General features: G+C 37.1%; 13 protein-coding genes and 1 pseudogene. 6 read left to right on the plus strand and 8 right to left on the minus strand.

Annotated elements, in window-relative coordinates; genetic code table 11:
* Window positions 1–7: 7 nt before the first annotated feature.
* The gene (locus tag NYR30_RS10930; RefSeq protein ID WP_302501108.1) at window positions 8–529 is read right to left on the minus strand and encodes a SprT family zinc-dependent metalloprotease; all 522 of its coding nucleotides are present in this window, start codon (window positions 527–529) and stop codon (window positions 8–10) included.
* A gap of 200 nt (window positions 530–729) precedes the next feature.
* Here NYR30_RS10930 and clpB point away from each other — a divergent pair, with 200 nt between their 5' ends.
* Entirely contained in the window at window positions 730–3,303 is a 2,574-nt protein-coding gene (gene clpB / locus NYR30_RS10935) for an ATP-dependent chaperone ClpB (RefSeq protein ID WP_066421379.1), read from the plus strand.
* Window positions 3,304–3,414: 111 nt separating this feature from the next.
* Window positions 3,415–4,218, plus strand: coding sequence for a class I SAM-dependent methyltransferase (locus NYR30_RS10940; protein ID WP_066421376.1), 804 nt, complete (start codon window positions 3,415–3,417; stop codon window positions 4,216–4,218).
* A gap of 87 nt (window positions 4,219–4,305) precedes the next feature.
* On the opposite strand, the pseudogene NYR30_RS10945 reads toward NYR30_RS10940, so the two are convergent.
* From NYR30_RS10945 to NYR30_RS10980, 7 genes and pseudogenes are all read right to left on the minus strand, one after another.
* Window positions 4,306–6,648: pseudogene (locus NYR30_RS10945) on the minus strand (membrane-bound PQQ-dependent dehydrogenase, glucose/quinate/shikimate family).
* Between the two features lie 326 nt (window positions 6,649–6,974).
* A complete protein-coding gene (gene fucP / locus NYR30_RS10955) occupies window positions 6,975–8,261 on the minus strand; it encodes an L-fucose:H+ symporter permease (RefSeq protein ID WP_302501112.1) in 1,287 nt (428 codons plus the stop codon).
* Window positions 8,262–8,292: 31 nt separating this feature from the next.
* Entirely contained in the window at window positions 8,293–8,940 is a 648-nt protein-coding gene (gene fucA, locus NYR30_RS10960) for an L-fuculose-phosphate aldolase (RefSeq protein WP_066111217.1), read from the minus strand.
* 2 nt (window positions 8,941–8,942) lie between these two features.
* Window positions 8,943–9,380 carry an L-fucose mutarotase gene (gene fucU / locus NYR30_RS10965; protein WP_066421365.1) on the minus strand — a complete coding sequence of 146 codons (438 nt, stop codon included), beginning with the start codon at window positions 9,378–9,380 and terminating at the stop codon, window positions 8,943–8,945.
* A gap of 19 nt (window positions 9,381–9,399) precedes the next feature.
* Window positions 9,400–10,815: an L-fuculokinase gene (fucK, locus tag NYR30_RS10970; protein ID WP_302501117.1), complete on the minus strand. Its 1,416-nt coding sequence runs from the start codon at window positions 10,813–10,815 to the stop codon at window positions 9,400–9,402.
* 56 nt (window positions 10,816–10,871) lie between these two features.
* Window positions 10,872–12,629, minus strand: coding sequence for an L-fucose isomerase (fucI, locus tag NYR30_RS10975; RefSeq protein WP_302501120.1), 1,758 nt, complete (start codon window positions 12,627–12,629; stop codon window positions 10,872–10,874).
* Window positions 12,630–12,859: 230 nt separating this feature from the next.
* Window positions 12,860–13,609, minus strand: a complete 750-nt coding sequence (locus NYR30_RS10980; protein WP_066421360.1) for a DeoR/GlpR family DNA-binding transcription regulator — start codon at window positions 13,607–13,609, stop codon at window positions 12,860–12,862.
* 110 nt (window positions 13,610–13,719) lie between these two features.
* Here NYR30_RS10980 and NYR30_RS10985 point away from each other — a divergent pair, with 110 nt between their 5' ends.
* The 4 genes from NYR30_RS10985 (at window position 13,720) to NYR30_RS11000 (ending at window position 16,673) form a co-directional block, all read left to right on the plus strand.
* The gene (locus NYR30_RS10985; protein ID WP_066421357.1) at window positions 13,720–14,292 is read left to right on the plus strand and encodes an anthranilate synthase component II; all 573 of its coding nucleotides are present in this window, start codon (window positions 13,720–13,722) and stop codon (window positions 14,290–14,292) included.
* A gap of 19 nt (window positions 14,293–14,311) precedes the next feature.
* Entirely contained in the window at window positions 14,312–15,226 is a 915-nt protein-coding gene (locus NYR30_RS10990; protein WP_197495431.1) for a virulence factor BrkB family protein, read from the plus strand.
* On the plus strand, window positions 15,223–15,657 hold the full coding sequence (gene dtd, locus NYR30_RS10995) for a D-aminoacyl-tRNA deacylase (protein WP_066109586.1): 435 nt from the start codon (window positions 15,223–15,225) through the stop codon (window positions 15,655–15,657). The genes NYR30_RS10990 and dtd overlap by 4 nt, the downstream gene beginning before the upstream one ends.
* Before the next feature lie 122 nt (window positions 15,658–15,779).
* A complete protein-coding gene (locus NYR30_RS11000; protein WP_066109592.1) occupies window positions 15,780–16,673 on the plus strand; it encodes a Fe(3+) dicitrate ABC transporter substrate-binding protein in 894 nt (297 codons plus the stop codon).
* Window positions 16,674–16,675 lie beyond the last annotated feature (2 nt).

A 16,675-nucleotide genomic window follows, 5' to 3' on the forward strand; every position in this document is an offset into this window, starting at 1 on the left:
ATAGTCATTAAAATTTAGTAGTTTCATTCTCAAGTTTTGCAATCTGTAACTTTGTCTTACATTTTTTACAGAAATACTCCACGCCTTCCCGCAAAATCTTATTATGTCTTCTTTTAGTTAAATGGTGTAATTGGCAAGCACAACGATATAGATAAGTTTCCCCTTGCACGCTCTCTACTGCAAATTGATGTCTAGTTCTTGCCTCTAACTTAAACACCTTATTCATCACCATCTGCCACTCTTTGCCATGTGGCTGTACTCGACCAAACTGTTTGTACACTAATAAATGTGCCAATTCGTGTGGGACAACTTCATCAATAAAGGCTTGTTGATTTTCTAGCAACAATGTTGGATTTAAGCGTATTTCCCATTGCTGTAAATAAGCTACCCCTGCTTTCATACCGCGCAGCTTATAGCTAATTGTTGGACGTGCAAACTGACATTGAAAAAATCTTTCTGCCGTTTGCAAACACGAGGTTAACTTTCGGTTCACTTGTAAATGCAGATAACGAAGTTGTGATGTTGTCATTGATTTCTTGCAAATTAAAACGAGAGGCAAAGATCATAACGCATCTTCTCATATTTGCAATTTCCTCTAATCAAGTTCATTTACCTTATTTTTTCATATTCAACTTTTTGCATATAAATTTTGCATTTTCCCCTTGAAACTATTTAACACATACCCATCTTATGCCTCGCGAATGACGAAGTATCGTCGAGGAGGATTATATGAATATTGAAAAATTTACAACCAAATTCCAACAGGCTTTAGCTGAAGCACAATCTCTTGCTTTAGGTAAAGATCAGCAATATATCGAACCATTACACTTAATGAGTGTTTTACTACAACAAGAAGGTGGTTCTATTGCACCGTTATTAACCTCTGCTGGTGTCAATGCAGCACAACTACGCCAAGCTATTACACAAGAAATTGATCGCTTACCGCGTGTATCAGGTAATGGCGGCGATGTCCAAGTGTCACCTGCATTATTAAGAATGTTGAATTTATGCGATAAGTTTGCACAACAACGTAATGATAAATTTATTTCATCTGAACTTTTTGTATTAGCTGCGTTAGAAAGTTCAGATAAGTTAAGCGATCTGTTAAAGAAAAATGGCTTAACAAAACAAAATTTAATCGCAAGCATTGATAAGATGCGTGGCGGAGAAAATGTCAATGATGCTGGTGCAGAAGAAACTCGCCAAGCATTACAAAAATATACCATTGACTTAACAGCTCGTGCGGAAAGTGGAAAACTTGATCCGGTTATTGGACGTGATGATGAAATTCGCCGTACTATTCAAGTGCTACAACGTCGTACTAAAAACAACCCTGTATTAATCGGGGAACCGGGTGTTGGTAAAACCGCTATCGTTGAGGGGTTAGCACAACGTATTGTAAATGGTGAAGTACCTGAAGGCTTACGTCATAAACGTGTGCTTTCGCTTGATATGGGTGCTTTAATTGCTGGGGCAAAATATCGTGGTGAATTTGAAGAACGTTTAAAAGCAGTTTTAAACGAAATTGCCAAAGAAGAGGGGCGAGTCATTCTCTTTATTGATGAAATTCACACAATGGTGGGTGCAGGTAAAACTGATGGTGCAATGGATGCTGGTAACTTATTAAAACCATCATTAGCTCGTGGTGAATTGCATTGCGTTGGGGCAACTACTTTGGATGAATATCGCCAATATATTGAAAAAGATGCTGCATTAGAGCGTCGTTTCCAAAAGGTATTGGTCGATGAACCGAGTGTTGAAGATACTATTGCGATCTTGCGTGGTTTGAAAGAGCGTTACGAAATCCACCACCACGTACAAATTACTGACCCTGCGATTGTTGCTGCAGCGACATTATCACATCGTTACATCTCTGATCGTCAGTTGCCAGATAAAGCAATTGACCTGATTGATGAAGCGGCATCAAGCATTCGTATGGAAATTGACTCTAAACCACAACCATTAGACAAATTGGAACGCCGTATTATCCAACTTAAATTGGAACAACAAGCGTTACAAAAAGAAGAAGATGACGCTAGCCGTAAACGACTTGAAATGTTGGAAAAAGAGTTAAGTGAAAAGGAAAAAGAATACTCTGAATTAGAAGAAGTTTGGAAAAGTGAAAAAGCCTCTCTTTCTGGTGCACAACATATCAAAGCTCAGTTAGACAGTGCGAAAACACAAATGGAACAAGCTTATCGTGCCGGCGATATTGCTAAAATGTCAGAATTAAAATACAGCACCATTCCAAGTTTAGAAAAACAATTGGAACAAGCGGAAAATGCTGAAGGTAAAGAGATGACATTATTGCGTTATCGTGTTACTGATGAAGAGATTGCGGAAGTGCTTTCTCGTGCAACAGGTATTCCAGTTGCCCGTATGATGGAAGGTGAAAAAGAAAAACTTTTACGTATGGAAGATGAACTACACAAACGTGTTATTGGACAAAATGAAGCAGTGGAAGCCGTAGCCAACGCAATTCGTCGTAGTCGTGCAGGTTTGGCTGATCCTAATCGTCCAATTGGTTCATTCCTTTTCTTAGGACCAACAGGGGTTGGTAAAACCGAACTCTGTAAAACACTAGCTAACTTTATGTTTGATAGTGAAGATGCGATGGTGCGTATTGATATGTCTGAGTTTATGGAAAAACATTCCGTTTCTCGTTTAGTCGGTGCACCTCCAGGATATGTTGGTTATGAAGAAGGTGGTTACTTAACCGAAGCCGTTCGTCGCCGTCCATATTCTGTTATTCTGTTAGATGAAGTGGAAAAAGCACATCGTGATGTGTTCAACATTTTGTTGCAAGTTTTAGATGATGGACGTTTAACCGATGGTCAGGGTCGTACTGTTGATTTTCGTAATACAGTAGTAATTATGACATCTAACTTAGGTTCAGATTTAATTCAATCTCATACCGAAGAGCTTGATTATGGCGAAATGAAAGAGTTAGTAATGTCAGTAGTTGGACAACATTTCCGTCCAGAATTTATCAACCGTATTGATGAAACAGTCGTGTTCCATCCACTTGGTAAAGAAAATATTCGTGCGATTGCGTCTATCCAATTAGGACGTTTAATCAAACGGATGCAAGAACATGGTTATCGCTTACATTTCAGCGATCACGCCTTAGACTATTTAGGTCAAGTTGGCTACGATCCTGTTTATGGGGCAAGACCATTAAAACGTGCAATTCAAAACTTAGTGGAAAACCCTCTTGCACAACAAATTTTGTCTGGTGTCTTATTACCAGATAAGACCATTGAAATTGATTTTGAAAACGACAAAATGGTTGCTAGACAATAATTGATAAAGCAGAAACCGCCATTAATTCATTATTGATGGCGGTTTCTTTTTACCCTTATTCCTTATACACTGTTGCTGTTTTGGCCACAAAAATTTAGTAAGGAATATAATATGAAAACCATCTTCGATATAGATTTTTCCTCCCTTTATTATCAACACCTTACATCCTGTAATCATCATCATATTCCTGCTGAAAAATGGGATGCCAAAGCAGAAAAAATGGCAAAACATCTCGTTGAACAAACTAGCCACTATACAGAAACATTATTAAAAGCAATTAATATACAGCCTAATGAAACTGTGCTGGATATTGGTTGTGGACCGGGAACACTCGCTTTGCCGTTAGCAAAACAGTGCCAATATGTTTATGCGTTAGATTATAGTCAAGGTATGTTATCCGTCCTTACTCAATATCAACAGCGTTGGCATCTCTCTAATATCTCAACTATCCACACCTCTTGGGAAGAAAGTTGGGATAATGTACCGCAAGCTGATGTTGTTGTAGCTTCCCGTTCAACTCTAGTCAGTGATTTAGACCAAGCCATTGATAAAATAATTAGTAAAGCAAAAAAACGCGTTTATCTTACTGCCACCACCCAAGCGCATTTTTTAGATCCTGATCTATTGCGTGCCATAGGACGTGAACATGATGCTGGATTTCCCTCTTATATCTATTTACTCAATCGCTTATACCAACGAGGAATCCAAGCCGAACTTACTTTTATCCATTCAGATGTTGCAACCTATCAAGGGGAAAACTTTAACGATTTACTGAAATCAGTTGAATTCACTTTAGGTGGTTTAACTAACAATGAAAAATTGGCATTAGAAAACTTTTATAATGAAAGAATAAATAGCAACACACCAATCAAACATGGGCAAGCTAAATGGGCTTTACTTTCTTGGCAGGTTTAAGATAAAAAACATAAAAAAAATCTGTACCTTACACCAAGAAATAGTATTCGGTACAGATTTTGAAATCACTAATTTTAAACAACTAACTTACTTAGCATCTGGCAACTTATAAGCAACTAACGAATCGCCTAATTTCGTACCAAATGAACTGTGGCCACCAGCCATAATGACAATATATTGTTTACCATTTTGCATATATGTCATTGGTGTTGCTTGTCCACCAGCTGGTAAACGAGCTTGCCAGAGTTGTTCACCATTACTCACATTAAATGCACGAATGTAATTGTCTTGTGTCGCTGCAACAAACATTACACCGCCGGCAGTGGAAATAACACCACCAAGTCCCGGTACCCCAATCTTCAACGGCGGTAACTGCATAAGTTTCGGTAAGCTATCACGAATGGTACCAATACGTTTTTTCCACACAATCTTATGAGTAGTTAAATCAACGCCAGCAATATATCCCCAACCTGGTTGTTTACATGGTAAACCTAATGGTGAAAGGAATGGCTCAAGGCTAACACTATATGGTGTACCATACATTGGTTGGAAGCCGCCTTCCGTACCGCTACCTTTAATGGTTTCAGCACGATTTGGATCTTCTCTTTTCAATTTTGATACAAACGGTAAAGCAAGAGGATTCATTACGGCAACTTGTCGATCACTATTCAATGATAAACCGCCCCATTCAAATACCCCAAGATTACCAGGGAACACTAAAGTACCATTTTCTGACGGTGGTGTATAAATACCATCATAATTTAGCCCTTTAAAGATAATACGGCACATCAACTGATCGAACATAGTTGCACCCCACATATCTTTATCAGTTAATTTTCCAGGTGGTGCTAAATTAATTTCAGTAAATGGTTGAGTTGCAGAATAATGTTCACCAAAAGTTTGTGGACCACGTGCAACGGTTTGTGGTACTGGACGCTCTTCTACCGGAATAAGCGGTTCTCCAGTTTCACGATTTAAGACAAAGAGATTACCTGTTTTAGTCAATACATAAATCGCTGGAACTTTCTGTCCATTCGGTAATTGATAATCGCCAAGTGACGGCTGTGACGGAACGTCCATATCCCATAAATCGTGGTGTGTGGTTTGGAAACTCCACAACAATTTTCCTGTTGTTGCATTTAATGCCAATACAGAATTTGCATAACGTTCTTTTAAATTTGTACGGTTACCGCCCCAAATATCCGGTGTACCAACGCCAGTCGGAATATAGACAATATCTCTTTCCGCATCATAAGCAAGCGGTGCCCAAGCATTTGGTGAATTATGCACAAAGTCAGTATCTTCACCCGGCATTGCATTTGGATCTTGCGCTCCAGTGTCAAATACCCATTTAAGTTCGCCACTATTGACATCATAACCACGAATTACACCAGACGGCTCTTTATTAGATAAATTGTCTGTTACTGATCCGCCAATAATAATGGTTGAAGCGGTCACAACTGCTGGTGAGGTTGGATTATATCCACCCGGATAATCATAAGGCATTTTCTTTCTTAAATTGATTGTTCCTTTCTCACCAAAATCGCTACAAACCTCGCCGGTGTCTGCATTCACTGCAATTAAACGTCCATCATTGACAGGTAATAAGATTTTACGTGGGCACACAGCTGACGGCACACTATCACTCACCGAAGCACTTTTTGGATTAATTACTGCAGCAGTTTTCTCATCATAGTAAGAAACGCCTCGACACGTCATGTGTTGGAAACGTTTGGTTGGTGCTAAATGCGGATCAAAACGCCATAACCGTTTACCTGTTTCGGCATCAACTGCATCTAAAAATTGGTGTGTAGTACAGAGATAAAGGGTGTTATCCACTTTAATCGGTGTTACTTCATAAGTACTTTCGCCAGAATCTCTCTCTGTTTTCATATCTTCTGTGTGATATGTCTACGCTACTTCTAGATTTTTCACATTATCCACATTAATTTGATTAAGCGGTGAGTAACGCTCGCCAGCTTGCGTACGTCCATACGCTGGCCAATCTGCCTCAGCAACGCCAGCAACTGGTGTACTATTTTCTGGTTGTGCGCGGCTAATAGTGCCATTGATTTCTTGTGGATCATTAAAAATACTATATCCTAACACTGCCAATACTGCTAACATCACCACAGATAAGCTGCCTTTTGCTGCTTTAATACTGCTATGTTGAGCTAATATTCGATTAGTAAATGGAAACAATAACCACACACCGAGTAAAAACCAAATATCAACTCGTGGCGCTAATGCCCAGAAATCAGTACCTACCTCCCACAAAGACCAAATCAATGTAACAAGTAAGCCGATGCTATAAAGCCATAATGCAGCCAGCCATATACCAGCCACTAATAAAATTAAAGAAAGCAGAGAAAAAATTACCGTCGTAATTGTTTTTCCCCACTTCGATTGAGATACACTCACCTCTTGCATAAAAGCTCCTAACTAGATGAACTACATGGAATAACCCATATTTCAGTTATCGTTTTTCATGCTTTCTCCGCTCATACAGAGAATAACTACCATTGCTGATGATTAATCAGCACACCTAAACACGTTCGCAGAATATATTGCTATATTTATGTCTACAAACAACAAAAATACTCTAGTTAGCAAAAAAAGAATTCTGCCTTGAATTTACAATCTAAGTGCAACAAACACAAAAAGTAATATTTTTTTAACTCTAATATACTTAAATTATAAGAAAACCTTGATAAGTAGGCACTTATCAAGGTTTTATACTCAGCCTTAGCAAATATTTATTTCAATATTTTCCAACAACGATAACCATAGATAGCAATTACCACAAAGCAAATTAGCGGTAATATAAAAGAAGCGTTAATCGCAGGTAAACCTGCAACTTCTCCCATATCAATAATAGAACCTTGTAAAGGAGGCATTAATGCTCCACCTACAATCGCCATCACTAATCCTGCTGCTCCTAAGGTAGACTCCTCTTTTAATCCATTTAAGGCAATACCATAAATGGTTGGGAACATTAATGACATAAAGCCTGAAGTCAAAATTAAGCAATACAATCCCAATACACCATCTATAAAAATAACACCTAATATTGTTGCCAAACCACCTAAAGCAAATAACATTAACATCAATTCAGCCTTAAGGTATTTCATTAAAGCCGTACTAATAAAACGACTTACAATAAAAAGTCCCATTGCTATAATATTGAAGTTTTGTGCTTCTGCTTTAGTAAAGCCTAACCGTTCAGCATATTGAATAATAAATGTCCAACACATAATTTGCGTGGCCACATAAAATAGCTGAGCTATAACACCTTCACGATATTTTGCATTTTTTGATAAACGTCCTACTGCTTCAGAAAAGCTAATTCTTGGCTGTTCTTCAGTACGAGTTTTAGGCATTTTATACAGTGCAATAATAATTAAAATCGCTAAAACAACGAACCCTAAAATAACATAAGGATCTCGGATAACTGCTAAATCGTGAGTCTTGATAATTGTTTTTTCAGCAGTAGATAATGTTGGGAAGATAAGGTTTCCTGCTGCATCACGTTTATCAGAGTCTAACTGCGTTAAAACAAATTGTGATGCTACAAACATACCTAAAATAGAACCTAGAGGATTAAATGATTGAGCAAAATTTAATCTTCTGGTTGCTGTTTGTGGATCCCCCATTGATAAAATATATGGATTAGCAGTAGTTTCTAAAAATGCCAGTCCAAAAGTCAAAATATAAAGTGAAAACAAAAAGAAAGAAAACATTTCATATTTTGCAGCAGGATAAAATAATAAAGCACCTATACAATACAAAGCTAAACCTAAAAGGACACCATATTTATAATTATAACGACTTACAAATAATGCTGCAGGAATTGCCATCGTCCCATAACCGCCATAAAAAGCAAACTGGACAAGGGCCGCTTGTGATGCAGGGATTTCCATTACTGTTTGAAATGCTGCTACCATTGGATTGGTAATATCATTCGCAAACCCCCATAATGCAAACAAAGATGTCAGCAGAATGAACGGTATCACATATTGTTTTTCTAATACTTTTGCTTTCATAAATTTGTCTCCTTTTATTGAATAGATAAAACTATTCCTCGATTCTCAAACCGTAAGATTTAAATTTTTCTAATACAATTTTCATTTCCTCAGCAGGAAGTGTCGGAATAGGTAAACCTGTTGCCAGCAATTTCATATACCAACTTGCTAATACTTCAACTTCATGAGCTAACCACAATGCTTTATCTAAGTTTTTTTCTGCCGCAATTAATCCGTGATGAGCTAATAAGATTGCTTTTGATGTTTGAATACCTTGATAAACGTATTCAGCTAATTGATGTGTTCCAAAAGTCGCATAAGGTACACAAGGAATATGATCCGTACCACCAACAGCAATCATATAATGAATGGCAGGAATTGATTTTTCTAAAATAGATACTGCAGCACAATTAAGAGCATGGTTATGTACTACAGCATCTACATCATTACGTGCTTTATAAACTGCTAAATGGAAATGCCATTCACTAGAAGGCAATTTGCCCTTTTCATAATTTCCATTGCTGTCAACGTACACAATACTATCTGTAGTCATTTTTTCATACGGCATACCTGTTGGTGTAATAAGCATTCCATCCTGATAGCGTACACTTACATTACCTGCTGTACCTTGATTCAAACCTAAACGAGTCATCTCTAAGCAAGTATCAATAATTTTTTGTGAAAGTTGTTCTCTATTCATAATTAATCCTTAACTGGGGTAACCCCTTTTTTAATGATAATGTTGCCGTATTTTGCGGTTTCTCCCGTTATTACTACAGCAAAAGCCTGTTTTGCTCTTTCATAGAAAGAAAAACGATCAATACGTGTTAAATTTAATTTTTCTGTTATATTTTGCTGAATAGCTGATACATAACGCTTCTCCACACTTGGATCTAATGTATCTCCCTCTACTACCTGCATCATTATTAATGGCGTATCAACATATTGATCTAACTCGATTAATTGACTAATCCCTTCTAATAACGTTGCAATATCGACACCATCAGCTCTCAGTACTTGATGATGTAATTGATGTCCTGGAAAATGAGCATCGGCTAACACTAGTTCATCTCCATGCCCCATCTCAGCTAATACTTTCAATAATGTTGGTGAAATTGCAGGATGTATTCCCTTTAACATTTCTTCTCCTTATCTAATTCTAAGACTGAGGAATAACCACTTCTCTAGAAGACTTCATTGCCTGCTGCGCAGTTGCTAAGTCTTGATAAACATTAATCCCTTTAAAAGCTGTCATTGCTGCCCCCAATGCTGTTGATTCAGACACCTGAACAACTTCAATCGGTAAACCAATGGTATTAGCTCTAATTTGGTTCCATAATCTGTTCTTCGCTCCACCTCCAACACAGATTAGACTATCCGCTTGGAAATGCCCTACTTGTTGCAATAATGCTAGACTTGATTTCAATTTATTCGCTAAATACTCCAACATAGCGATATAGATTTCACCACGAGTAGTGTGCATAGAGAGTCCACTGAACTGTCCTAGTCCAAGAGAGCAATCACTAAACTCGAAATTTCCTTGAACAGATACCCTATTAGCATCTCTATCTACAGCTTCAGCTTCTGCTATCATTGTTTGGTAATAATTGTTTTTTCCATAGCAATCACTAAACAATAATTTGCCAACCCACTCTAGAATCCCAGATCCAACCCATTGCACTGCTGGGTTAAATATTCCTTTTTCTGCATCCCATTCTGTTGTCAATCCTTGAGATAAGAATGCTTCTTGCACAATCGCTTTTTGCGTTCTCGCCATCAATATTTCCCAAGTTCCAGAGCTTAAAACAGGTTGGTTTAAGCCTGCACCAGATCCTAAAATGGCAAACTGAGTATCATGACCACAAGAAACAACCGGTATTCCTGAAGATATTCCAAGTTGTCTAGCTATATCAGGTAATAATTTACCAATCTGTTCTCCGGCATTGACTAACGGTGGCAATTGTTCAGGCACTAGTCCTAAAAAAGCTAATACCTCAGAATCCCAATTTTCTGTTTGTAGGTTAGTCATCATTGAAGTTCCTGCCATCGTTCTATCAGTAGTCATTACCCCTGTTAAACGATAAGTCAGCATTGAAGAAATAAATAAGAAGTGTTCTATCTTTTGGTATAAATCAGCTTCATTTTGCTGCAACCAACGCAATTTATATAAGGTATTAAAACTATATTGTCCAATCCCGTTACGTTGGTATAAAGCTGCAACATCAAACTCTTGTGTTAATGATTGCATTACAGGTAATGTACGAGGGCATTTCCAAGAAATTATCGGGTAACATTGTTCACCTCGAATGAAAGGTGCACCATCTACACCAAATGTGGTAACTCCAATGACATCTACCTCTAATTGCAAATCAGCGAGTTTTTTCGTAACTTGTTTAGCACAGTCAAATAACTTTCTTGTAATTTGCTCAAAATCCCAAACTTTGTAATCTGGATTTTTTATATCAGAAAGTGTTTGATTTATCTGATGAGTGGAAGCAATCATCTTACCTTGATCATTCATTGCGATTGCTCGAACATTAGTTGCTCCACAATCTAGAATCAATGCAATAGCCATTTATAACTCCTTTTAGAACACTTCCTCAAAACGAGGAAGTGTTACCAATAAATAGATCATTTATATAATGGACCAAAATTTTGACAGGCTCGATAATCTTGACCTTCTTTGTCTTGACCAAATGCGTTCCATGCACTTGGACGGAAAATGGCATCATCTTCAACATTGTGCATACATACTGGAATACGCAGCATTGATGCTAAAGTAATAAGATCTGCACCAATATGCCCATAACTCACAACACAATGATTAGCTCCCCAATTTGCCATCACTGAATAAACATCTGTAAATGCTCCCTTACCAGTAAGACGAGGAACAAACCAAGTACAAGGCCAAGTTTCATTAGTACGTTTACTTAATGTTTCATGTACATCTTGAGGCAATTCAATCGACCAACCTTCTGCGAGTTGTAGCACAGGACCTAACCCTTTAACTAAATTGATGCGACTCATCGTAAATGGTAACCCGCCTTTAGTAAGGAATTGTGAAGACAATCCACCACCACGAAAATATTCGTGAACAGCAGCACACCAACGTGTATTTTCAACACAACGTTTACCGTCCTGTTCCGTTACTTCCCAAACAGGCTTGATTAAATGTTCACCTTTTTCGTTTTGATGTTGACCTGTGCCATCTAATGCAGCTGAACCAGAATTTAACAAATGAAGAAAACCTTGTTCTGGACGGAAACCTGTTACACGCTCAACAGATTCTTCACTCCAATAAGTACGAACATCAGCAAAAATTTGAGCTTGGCCTGTTAATTGGTTAGCAAGCAACATCGTAACGCCATTTAGTGAGTCATTTTCTGTTGCCATAATGAATGGAGGACGTACCCCATTCCAGTCATAGGTAGAATTGAGAATAGCTTCCATAAAATCACCATTAGGTAGGTGATCTGTCCATTGTCTTTGTCCTTGGAACCCTGCAGCTATTGCATTATGCCCTAATGCTTCTTCACCAAAATTTAATTGAGCTAATTTTGAATTTCCAACCATTAAGTCACGGGCAATAATCGTCATTTTCACTACATTTTCCCAAAGCTCCTCTTTTTCGGTAGGAGAACGCTGGAATTCTGGCTTATTAGTATCAATCCCTTCTTTACAGTATTGTTTTACCCAAGATAGCGCTAATTCAACTTCTTCTTGATCATAAATATTTCTATCCAAACGACGCTTAATTTCTGTCATATCAACATATTCATTGCGCATGCCTAAGTAATGTTGGAAGAAAGATTGATCAACAATAGAGCCTGCAATCCCCATTGAAACAGAACCTATTGATAAATAAGATTTCCCTCTAATACTTGCTACCACTAATCCTGCTCTAGCAAAACGTAATAATTTCTCCTTTACATCCTCAGGAATTGTTGTGTCATTCGCTTCTTGAACTTCTGTACCATAAATTGAAAATGCAGGTAAACCCATTTGTGTATGCCCAGCTAGTGCTGCAGCTAAGTAAACTGCTCCTGGGCGTTCCGTACCATTAAATCCCCAAATAGCTTTCGGCATATGAGGATCCATATCAATCGTTTCAGAACCATAACACCAACAAGGCGTCACTGTAATAACCACGCCTACATTGTTTAACTTAAATTTTTCAGCACAAGCTGCGGCTTCAGCTACACCGCCAATACAAGTATCAGCAATAACACATTCAACAAATTGACCATCTGTATGTCGGATATGAGTTTGTAATAGCTCTGATACAGATTTCGCCATATTCATAGTTTGAGCTTCTAGTGATTCTCGTACTCCCATACGACGACCATCAATAGTTGGTCTAATACCAATCTTAATTTTTGCTGATTGCATAGATGTCTCCTTTAATTTCACTTTTGAAAACAAGTAAATTTGTACTTCAAACAGCACAAATTATCTGGAGAAAATCATCTATTAATAGAAGGAAAGGGAAAAGATATTTTTAGAACTTGATTACGTTTTGTGAGGAGAATCACAGAAAACAGTCAAAATACAGAATTTTTTTCCAAAAAAATTGACCGAATAAATAAAAATTCACCAAAATTCGGTCAATTCAGGCATAATTAGCCAAATACAGTTACACCATTTTTATCACAATACTTTAATAATCGTTCAGGTATATTACCTTGAGTAAATAACATATCAATTTGAGAAATTTCAGCTAATTGAACTAAATTCTGCTTACCAAATTTAGAAGGGTCAACCAAAAGAAATTTTTGGCTAGAAACATCCATCATCTTGCGTTTAATCGCAACATTTAACTCATTGGACTCCCAAATAGCTCCATTATCATCCACGCCAATACAAGAAAAGATACCAATATCAATATGCAAACGAGAAAGTAAATATTCTGACAATGGACCATAAAAAGCATCATACTTCCCTGAATAAACCCCACCTGTTGCAATCGTCTTTACATTCGGCTTATTCACCAACGCCGTAATATTATGCATCGAATTTGTCACCACAGAACAAGGAATATTAGGTATTAACTGTGCTACATACCAGCTCGTTGTGCTTGCATCTAGACCAATAACTACTCCTTCATAAATGTATTCTGCAACCCGTTCTGCAATGATTCTTTTTACTTCTGCATTTGTTTTTTGCCTACGTTGGAAAGAACTACCAATATCATCTGTTTTTTTACTTAATGCCCCACCATGCGTCCGATAAAGTAACTGCTGTTGAGATAGAAAGGATAAATCTCGCCTTACTGTTTCTACAGAAACATTTAATAATTTAACCAACTCATTTATCTGAATTTTACCTTTCTGGTTCAACACCTCAAGGATTAAGCTATGTCTATCTTTCATTACAATTCTCAAGTTTGTCCATTTTATTCATTATAGAAGTCTTTATTATTGTTTTCTATAACACGATATATCAGTAAAATAACATTTATTACAATCTACCTCTAAATCTTATGCTACTCCTAATTGATAACCACGATTCATTCACCTACAACCTAGTTGATCTATTACGTAAAATCATGCCGTCATCTGAATTTACAGTAATACAACATGATGAAATTCCTGTTACTGAATTAGATCGTTATTCACACATACTCCTATCACCAGGGCCTGATGTTCCCTCTGCCTATCCGCAACTGTTCAAATTATTACAGCAATATCATCAAAACAAAGTGATTCTGGGTGTCTGTCTAGGTCACCAAACACTCTGTCAATTTTTTGGTGCTTCACTCTACAATTTGCCAGAAGTAAGACATGGCAGAAATATTACTTTACGACAAACCATATCTTCACCTTTATGGAAAAATGTTCCTAATAATAGTCAAATTGGAGTTTATCATTCGTGGGCAGTTGAAAAAGCGAACTTTCCTGATGCGTTAGAAATCATTGCCGAATGCGAACAAGGTGTGATTATGGCAATCCAACATCGTCAGTTACCTATTTATGGGGTACAATTTCATCCTGAATCTTTTATGACCGAATATGGCGAAACGATATTACGCAATTGGTTGGCAATTCAACGTTAAAACATTAATAAGGTAGTCTATGCAAATATTTTCTCAACAATTGATTATTCAGCGTTTCATTATCTTAGTTAAAGTTTTTTTATTTCGTTTTAAACAGAATAAACTTTCGCAAGCTGCAGGCTTTCTCACTTACAGTACGATGTTAGCGATTGTGCCACTCTTTATGGTGATTTTTGCCTTTTTTGCTGCATTTCCTGTTTTTGGCGATCTTGTTCAAGATTTTGAACAATTTATATTTACTAATTTTGCTCCTTCTGTGAGTAACACAGTTGAACACTATATGCGTATGTTTCTCGCCAATACCAAAAAGATGAGCGGTGTCAGTATCATTGGCTTAATTATTGTCGCCTTAATGTTGATTAAATCTATTGATACTACGCTTAATGATATTTGGTTTAACAGCAAAAAACGTTCTGCCTTATACTCATTTTCTATTTATTGGATGATTCTCACCTTGGGTCCAATTTTTATCGCGACCAGTGTTGGTGTGAGTTCTTATATCTTTTCAAGTTCTGTATTTACTTATAAAACAGGATTGCCTTTCGGCTTAAAATTATTGAGCTTTGTACCTTTTTTACTGACATGGTTAGCTTTTACTTGTATTTATGCTGTCGTACCTAATACCAAAGTGAACATTAAACACGCTGCTTATGGTGCGTTAATTGCCGCAATCTTTTTCACGCTAGGGAAAGCGTGTTTTACTTGGTATATGCAGGCTTTTCCATCTTATCAATTAATTTATGGTGCCTTAGCCACATTACCAATTATGATCTTATGGATCCACTTAAGTTGGACTTTTGTTTTACTCGGTGCACAATTAACTGCGGTGCTTGATGATCTACAACGTATCAAGAGCAATGGCGTACCAGATCCCGATCTAGCCAATTTTTATCAACAATTAACCCAATCTAAACCAACTGGAGAGAAAAAATGATTGCTTTAATCCAACGTGTTACAAATGCTAATGTCGTCGTTAATCAACAAACTATTGGGCAGATTGGACAAGGCATTCTGGTATTACTTGGCGTGGAACAAGATGATGATAAGCTTAAAGCAGATAAATTGGCAGAAAAAGTCTTAAATTATCGTATTTTTAGCGATGAAAACGGCAAGATGAATTTGAATGTGCAACAAATTAATGGCGAATTATTAGTAGTTTCACAATTCACGCTTGCTGCCGATACTAAGAAAGGCTTACGTCCGAGTTTTAGTCGCTCTGGTAGCCCAGAACTCGCTACCGAGCTTTATAACTACTTTGTTGAAAAATGTCGCCAAACAGTGCCTGTTCAAACAGGACAATTTGCCGCTGATATGCAAGTTTCCCTCACCAATGATGGACCTGTTACCTTTTGGTTGCAGGTGTAATTTATTTTCAACGCTCCTAAAATTAATATCTCTCATAATTGAGAAGAATTCTTATTTTCGTTGTTATTTTGTACAATAATTTGCTATTATTTTATTGATTAAATTAATTTAGGAGCTAATCAATGTTACATAAATTTCGTTATTTTTTTACTCTCACTGTTCTGTTGTGCTGTTCATTTTCTGCCATTGCAGTTACTGTAAAAGATGCCCAAGGTGAATTTACAATTAACACAACACCTAAAAGAGTTGTAGCACTCGAATATTCTTTTGTAGATTCGCTAGCAAATGTGGGTGTAAGCCCAGTGGGTGTTGCTGACGATAACGATAAGACTCGTATTTTACAAAGTGTGAGAAATAAAATTAATGATTGGAAATCTGTTGGTACTCGTTCTCAACCAAGCCTAGAAGCGATCGCTGAATTAAAACCAGATTTAATCATTGCTGACCAAAATCGACATAGTGCTGTATATGAAGAATTAAAGAAGATCGCACCAACTTTATTACTAAAATCTCGCAAAGAAACTTATCAAGATAACCTTGTATCTGCTCAAACCATTGCTGATGTTGTTGGCAAGTCACAAGAAATGCAAGCAAGAATTAAACAACATAAAGAAAAAATGGCTGAAATTGCCAAATCATTACCAAAAGTTCATGCAACAATAGGTATTTCTCGTGAAACCTCATTCTTGATTACAACCAATAAATCTTATACTGGTAGCCTGTTAGAAGCTTTAGGTTTTACTGTAGATAAACCACTAAATACAAAAGATGATGCTAATAATCCTGCTGGATTAGAACAATTAGCAACATCAAATCCAGATTGGCTCATTATTGTTCATTATAGAGATGAAAGTATCGCTAAAAAATGGGCAACTGAACCATTATGGCAAGCACTAACTGCTGTCCAAAAAAATCAAGTAATTAATGTTAATGATGCTGCACTATGGACTCGTTCTAGAGGTTTAGATGCTGCAGAAAATATTGCTGAAACCTTACAAAAAACAATGACAAAATAAAA

Source organism: Gallibacterium salpingitidis, assembly GCF_030517105.1.
GTDB classification, from domain to species: Bacteria; Pseudomonadota; Gammaproteobacteria; order Enterobacterales; family Pasteurellaceae; genus Gallibacterium; species Gallibacterium salpingitidis.

What these genes read in the sequence shown, in the direction of transcription:
- NYR30_RS10930 (WP_302501108.1), bottom strand. Translation starts at nt 529, where the DNA reads ATGACAACATCACAACTTCGTTATCTGCATTTACAAGTGAACCGAAAG.
- clpB (WP_066421379.1), top strand. Translation starts at nt 730, where the DNA reads ATGAATATTGAAAAATTTACAACCAAATTCCAACAGGCTTTAGCTGAA.
- NYR30_RS10940 (WP_066421376.1), top strand. Translation starts at nt 3,415, where the DNA reads ATGAAAACCATCTTCGATATAGATTTTTCCTCCCTTTATTATCAACAC.
- fucP (WP_302501112.1), bottom strand. Translation starts at nt 8,261, where the DNA reads ATGAAAGCAAAAGTATTAGAAAAACAATATGTGATACCGTTCATTCTG.
- fucA (WP_066111217.1), bottom strand. Translation starts at nt 8,940, where the DNA reads ATGAATAGAGAACAACTTTCACAAAAAATTATTGATACTTGCTTAGAG.
- fucU (WP_066421365.1), bottom strand. Translation starts at nt 9,380, where the DNA reads ATGTTAAAGGGAATACATCCTGCAATTTCACCAACATTATTGAAAGTA.
- fucK (WP_302501117.1), bottom strand. Translation starts at nt 10,815, where the DNA reads ATGGCTATTGCATTGATTCTAGATTGTGGAGCAACTAATGTTCGAGCA.
- fucI (WP_302501120.1), bottom strand. Translation starts at nt 12,629, where the DNA reads ATGCAATCAGCAAAAATTAAGATTGGTATTAGACCAACTATTGATGGT.
- NYR30_RS10980 (WP_066421360.1), bottom strand. Translation starts at nt 13,609, where the DNA reads ATGAAAGATAGACATAGCTTAATCCTTGAGGTGTTGAACCAGAAAGGT.
- NYR30_RS10985 (WP_066421357.1), top strand. Translation starts at nt 13,720, where the DNA reads ATGCTACTCCTAATTGATAACCACGATTCATTCACCTACAACCTAGTT.
- NYR30_RS10990 (WP_197495431.1), top strand. Translation starts at nt 14,312, where the DNA reads ATGCAAATATTTTCTCAACAATTGATTATTCAGCGTTTCATTATCTTA.
- dtd (WP_066109586.1), top strand. Translation starts at nt 15,223, where the DNA reads ATGATTGCTTTAATCCAACGTGTTACAAATGCTAATGTCGTCGTTAAT.
- NYR30_RS11000 (WP_066109592.1), top strand. Translation starts at nt 15,780, where the DNA reads ATGTTACATAAATTTCGTTATTTTTTTACTCTCACTGTTCTGTTGTGC.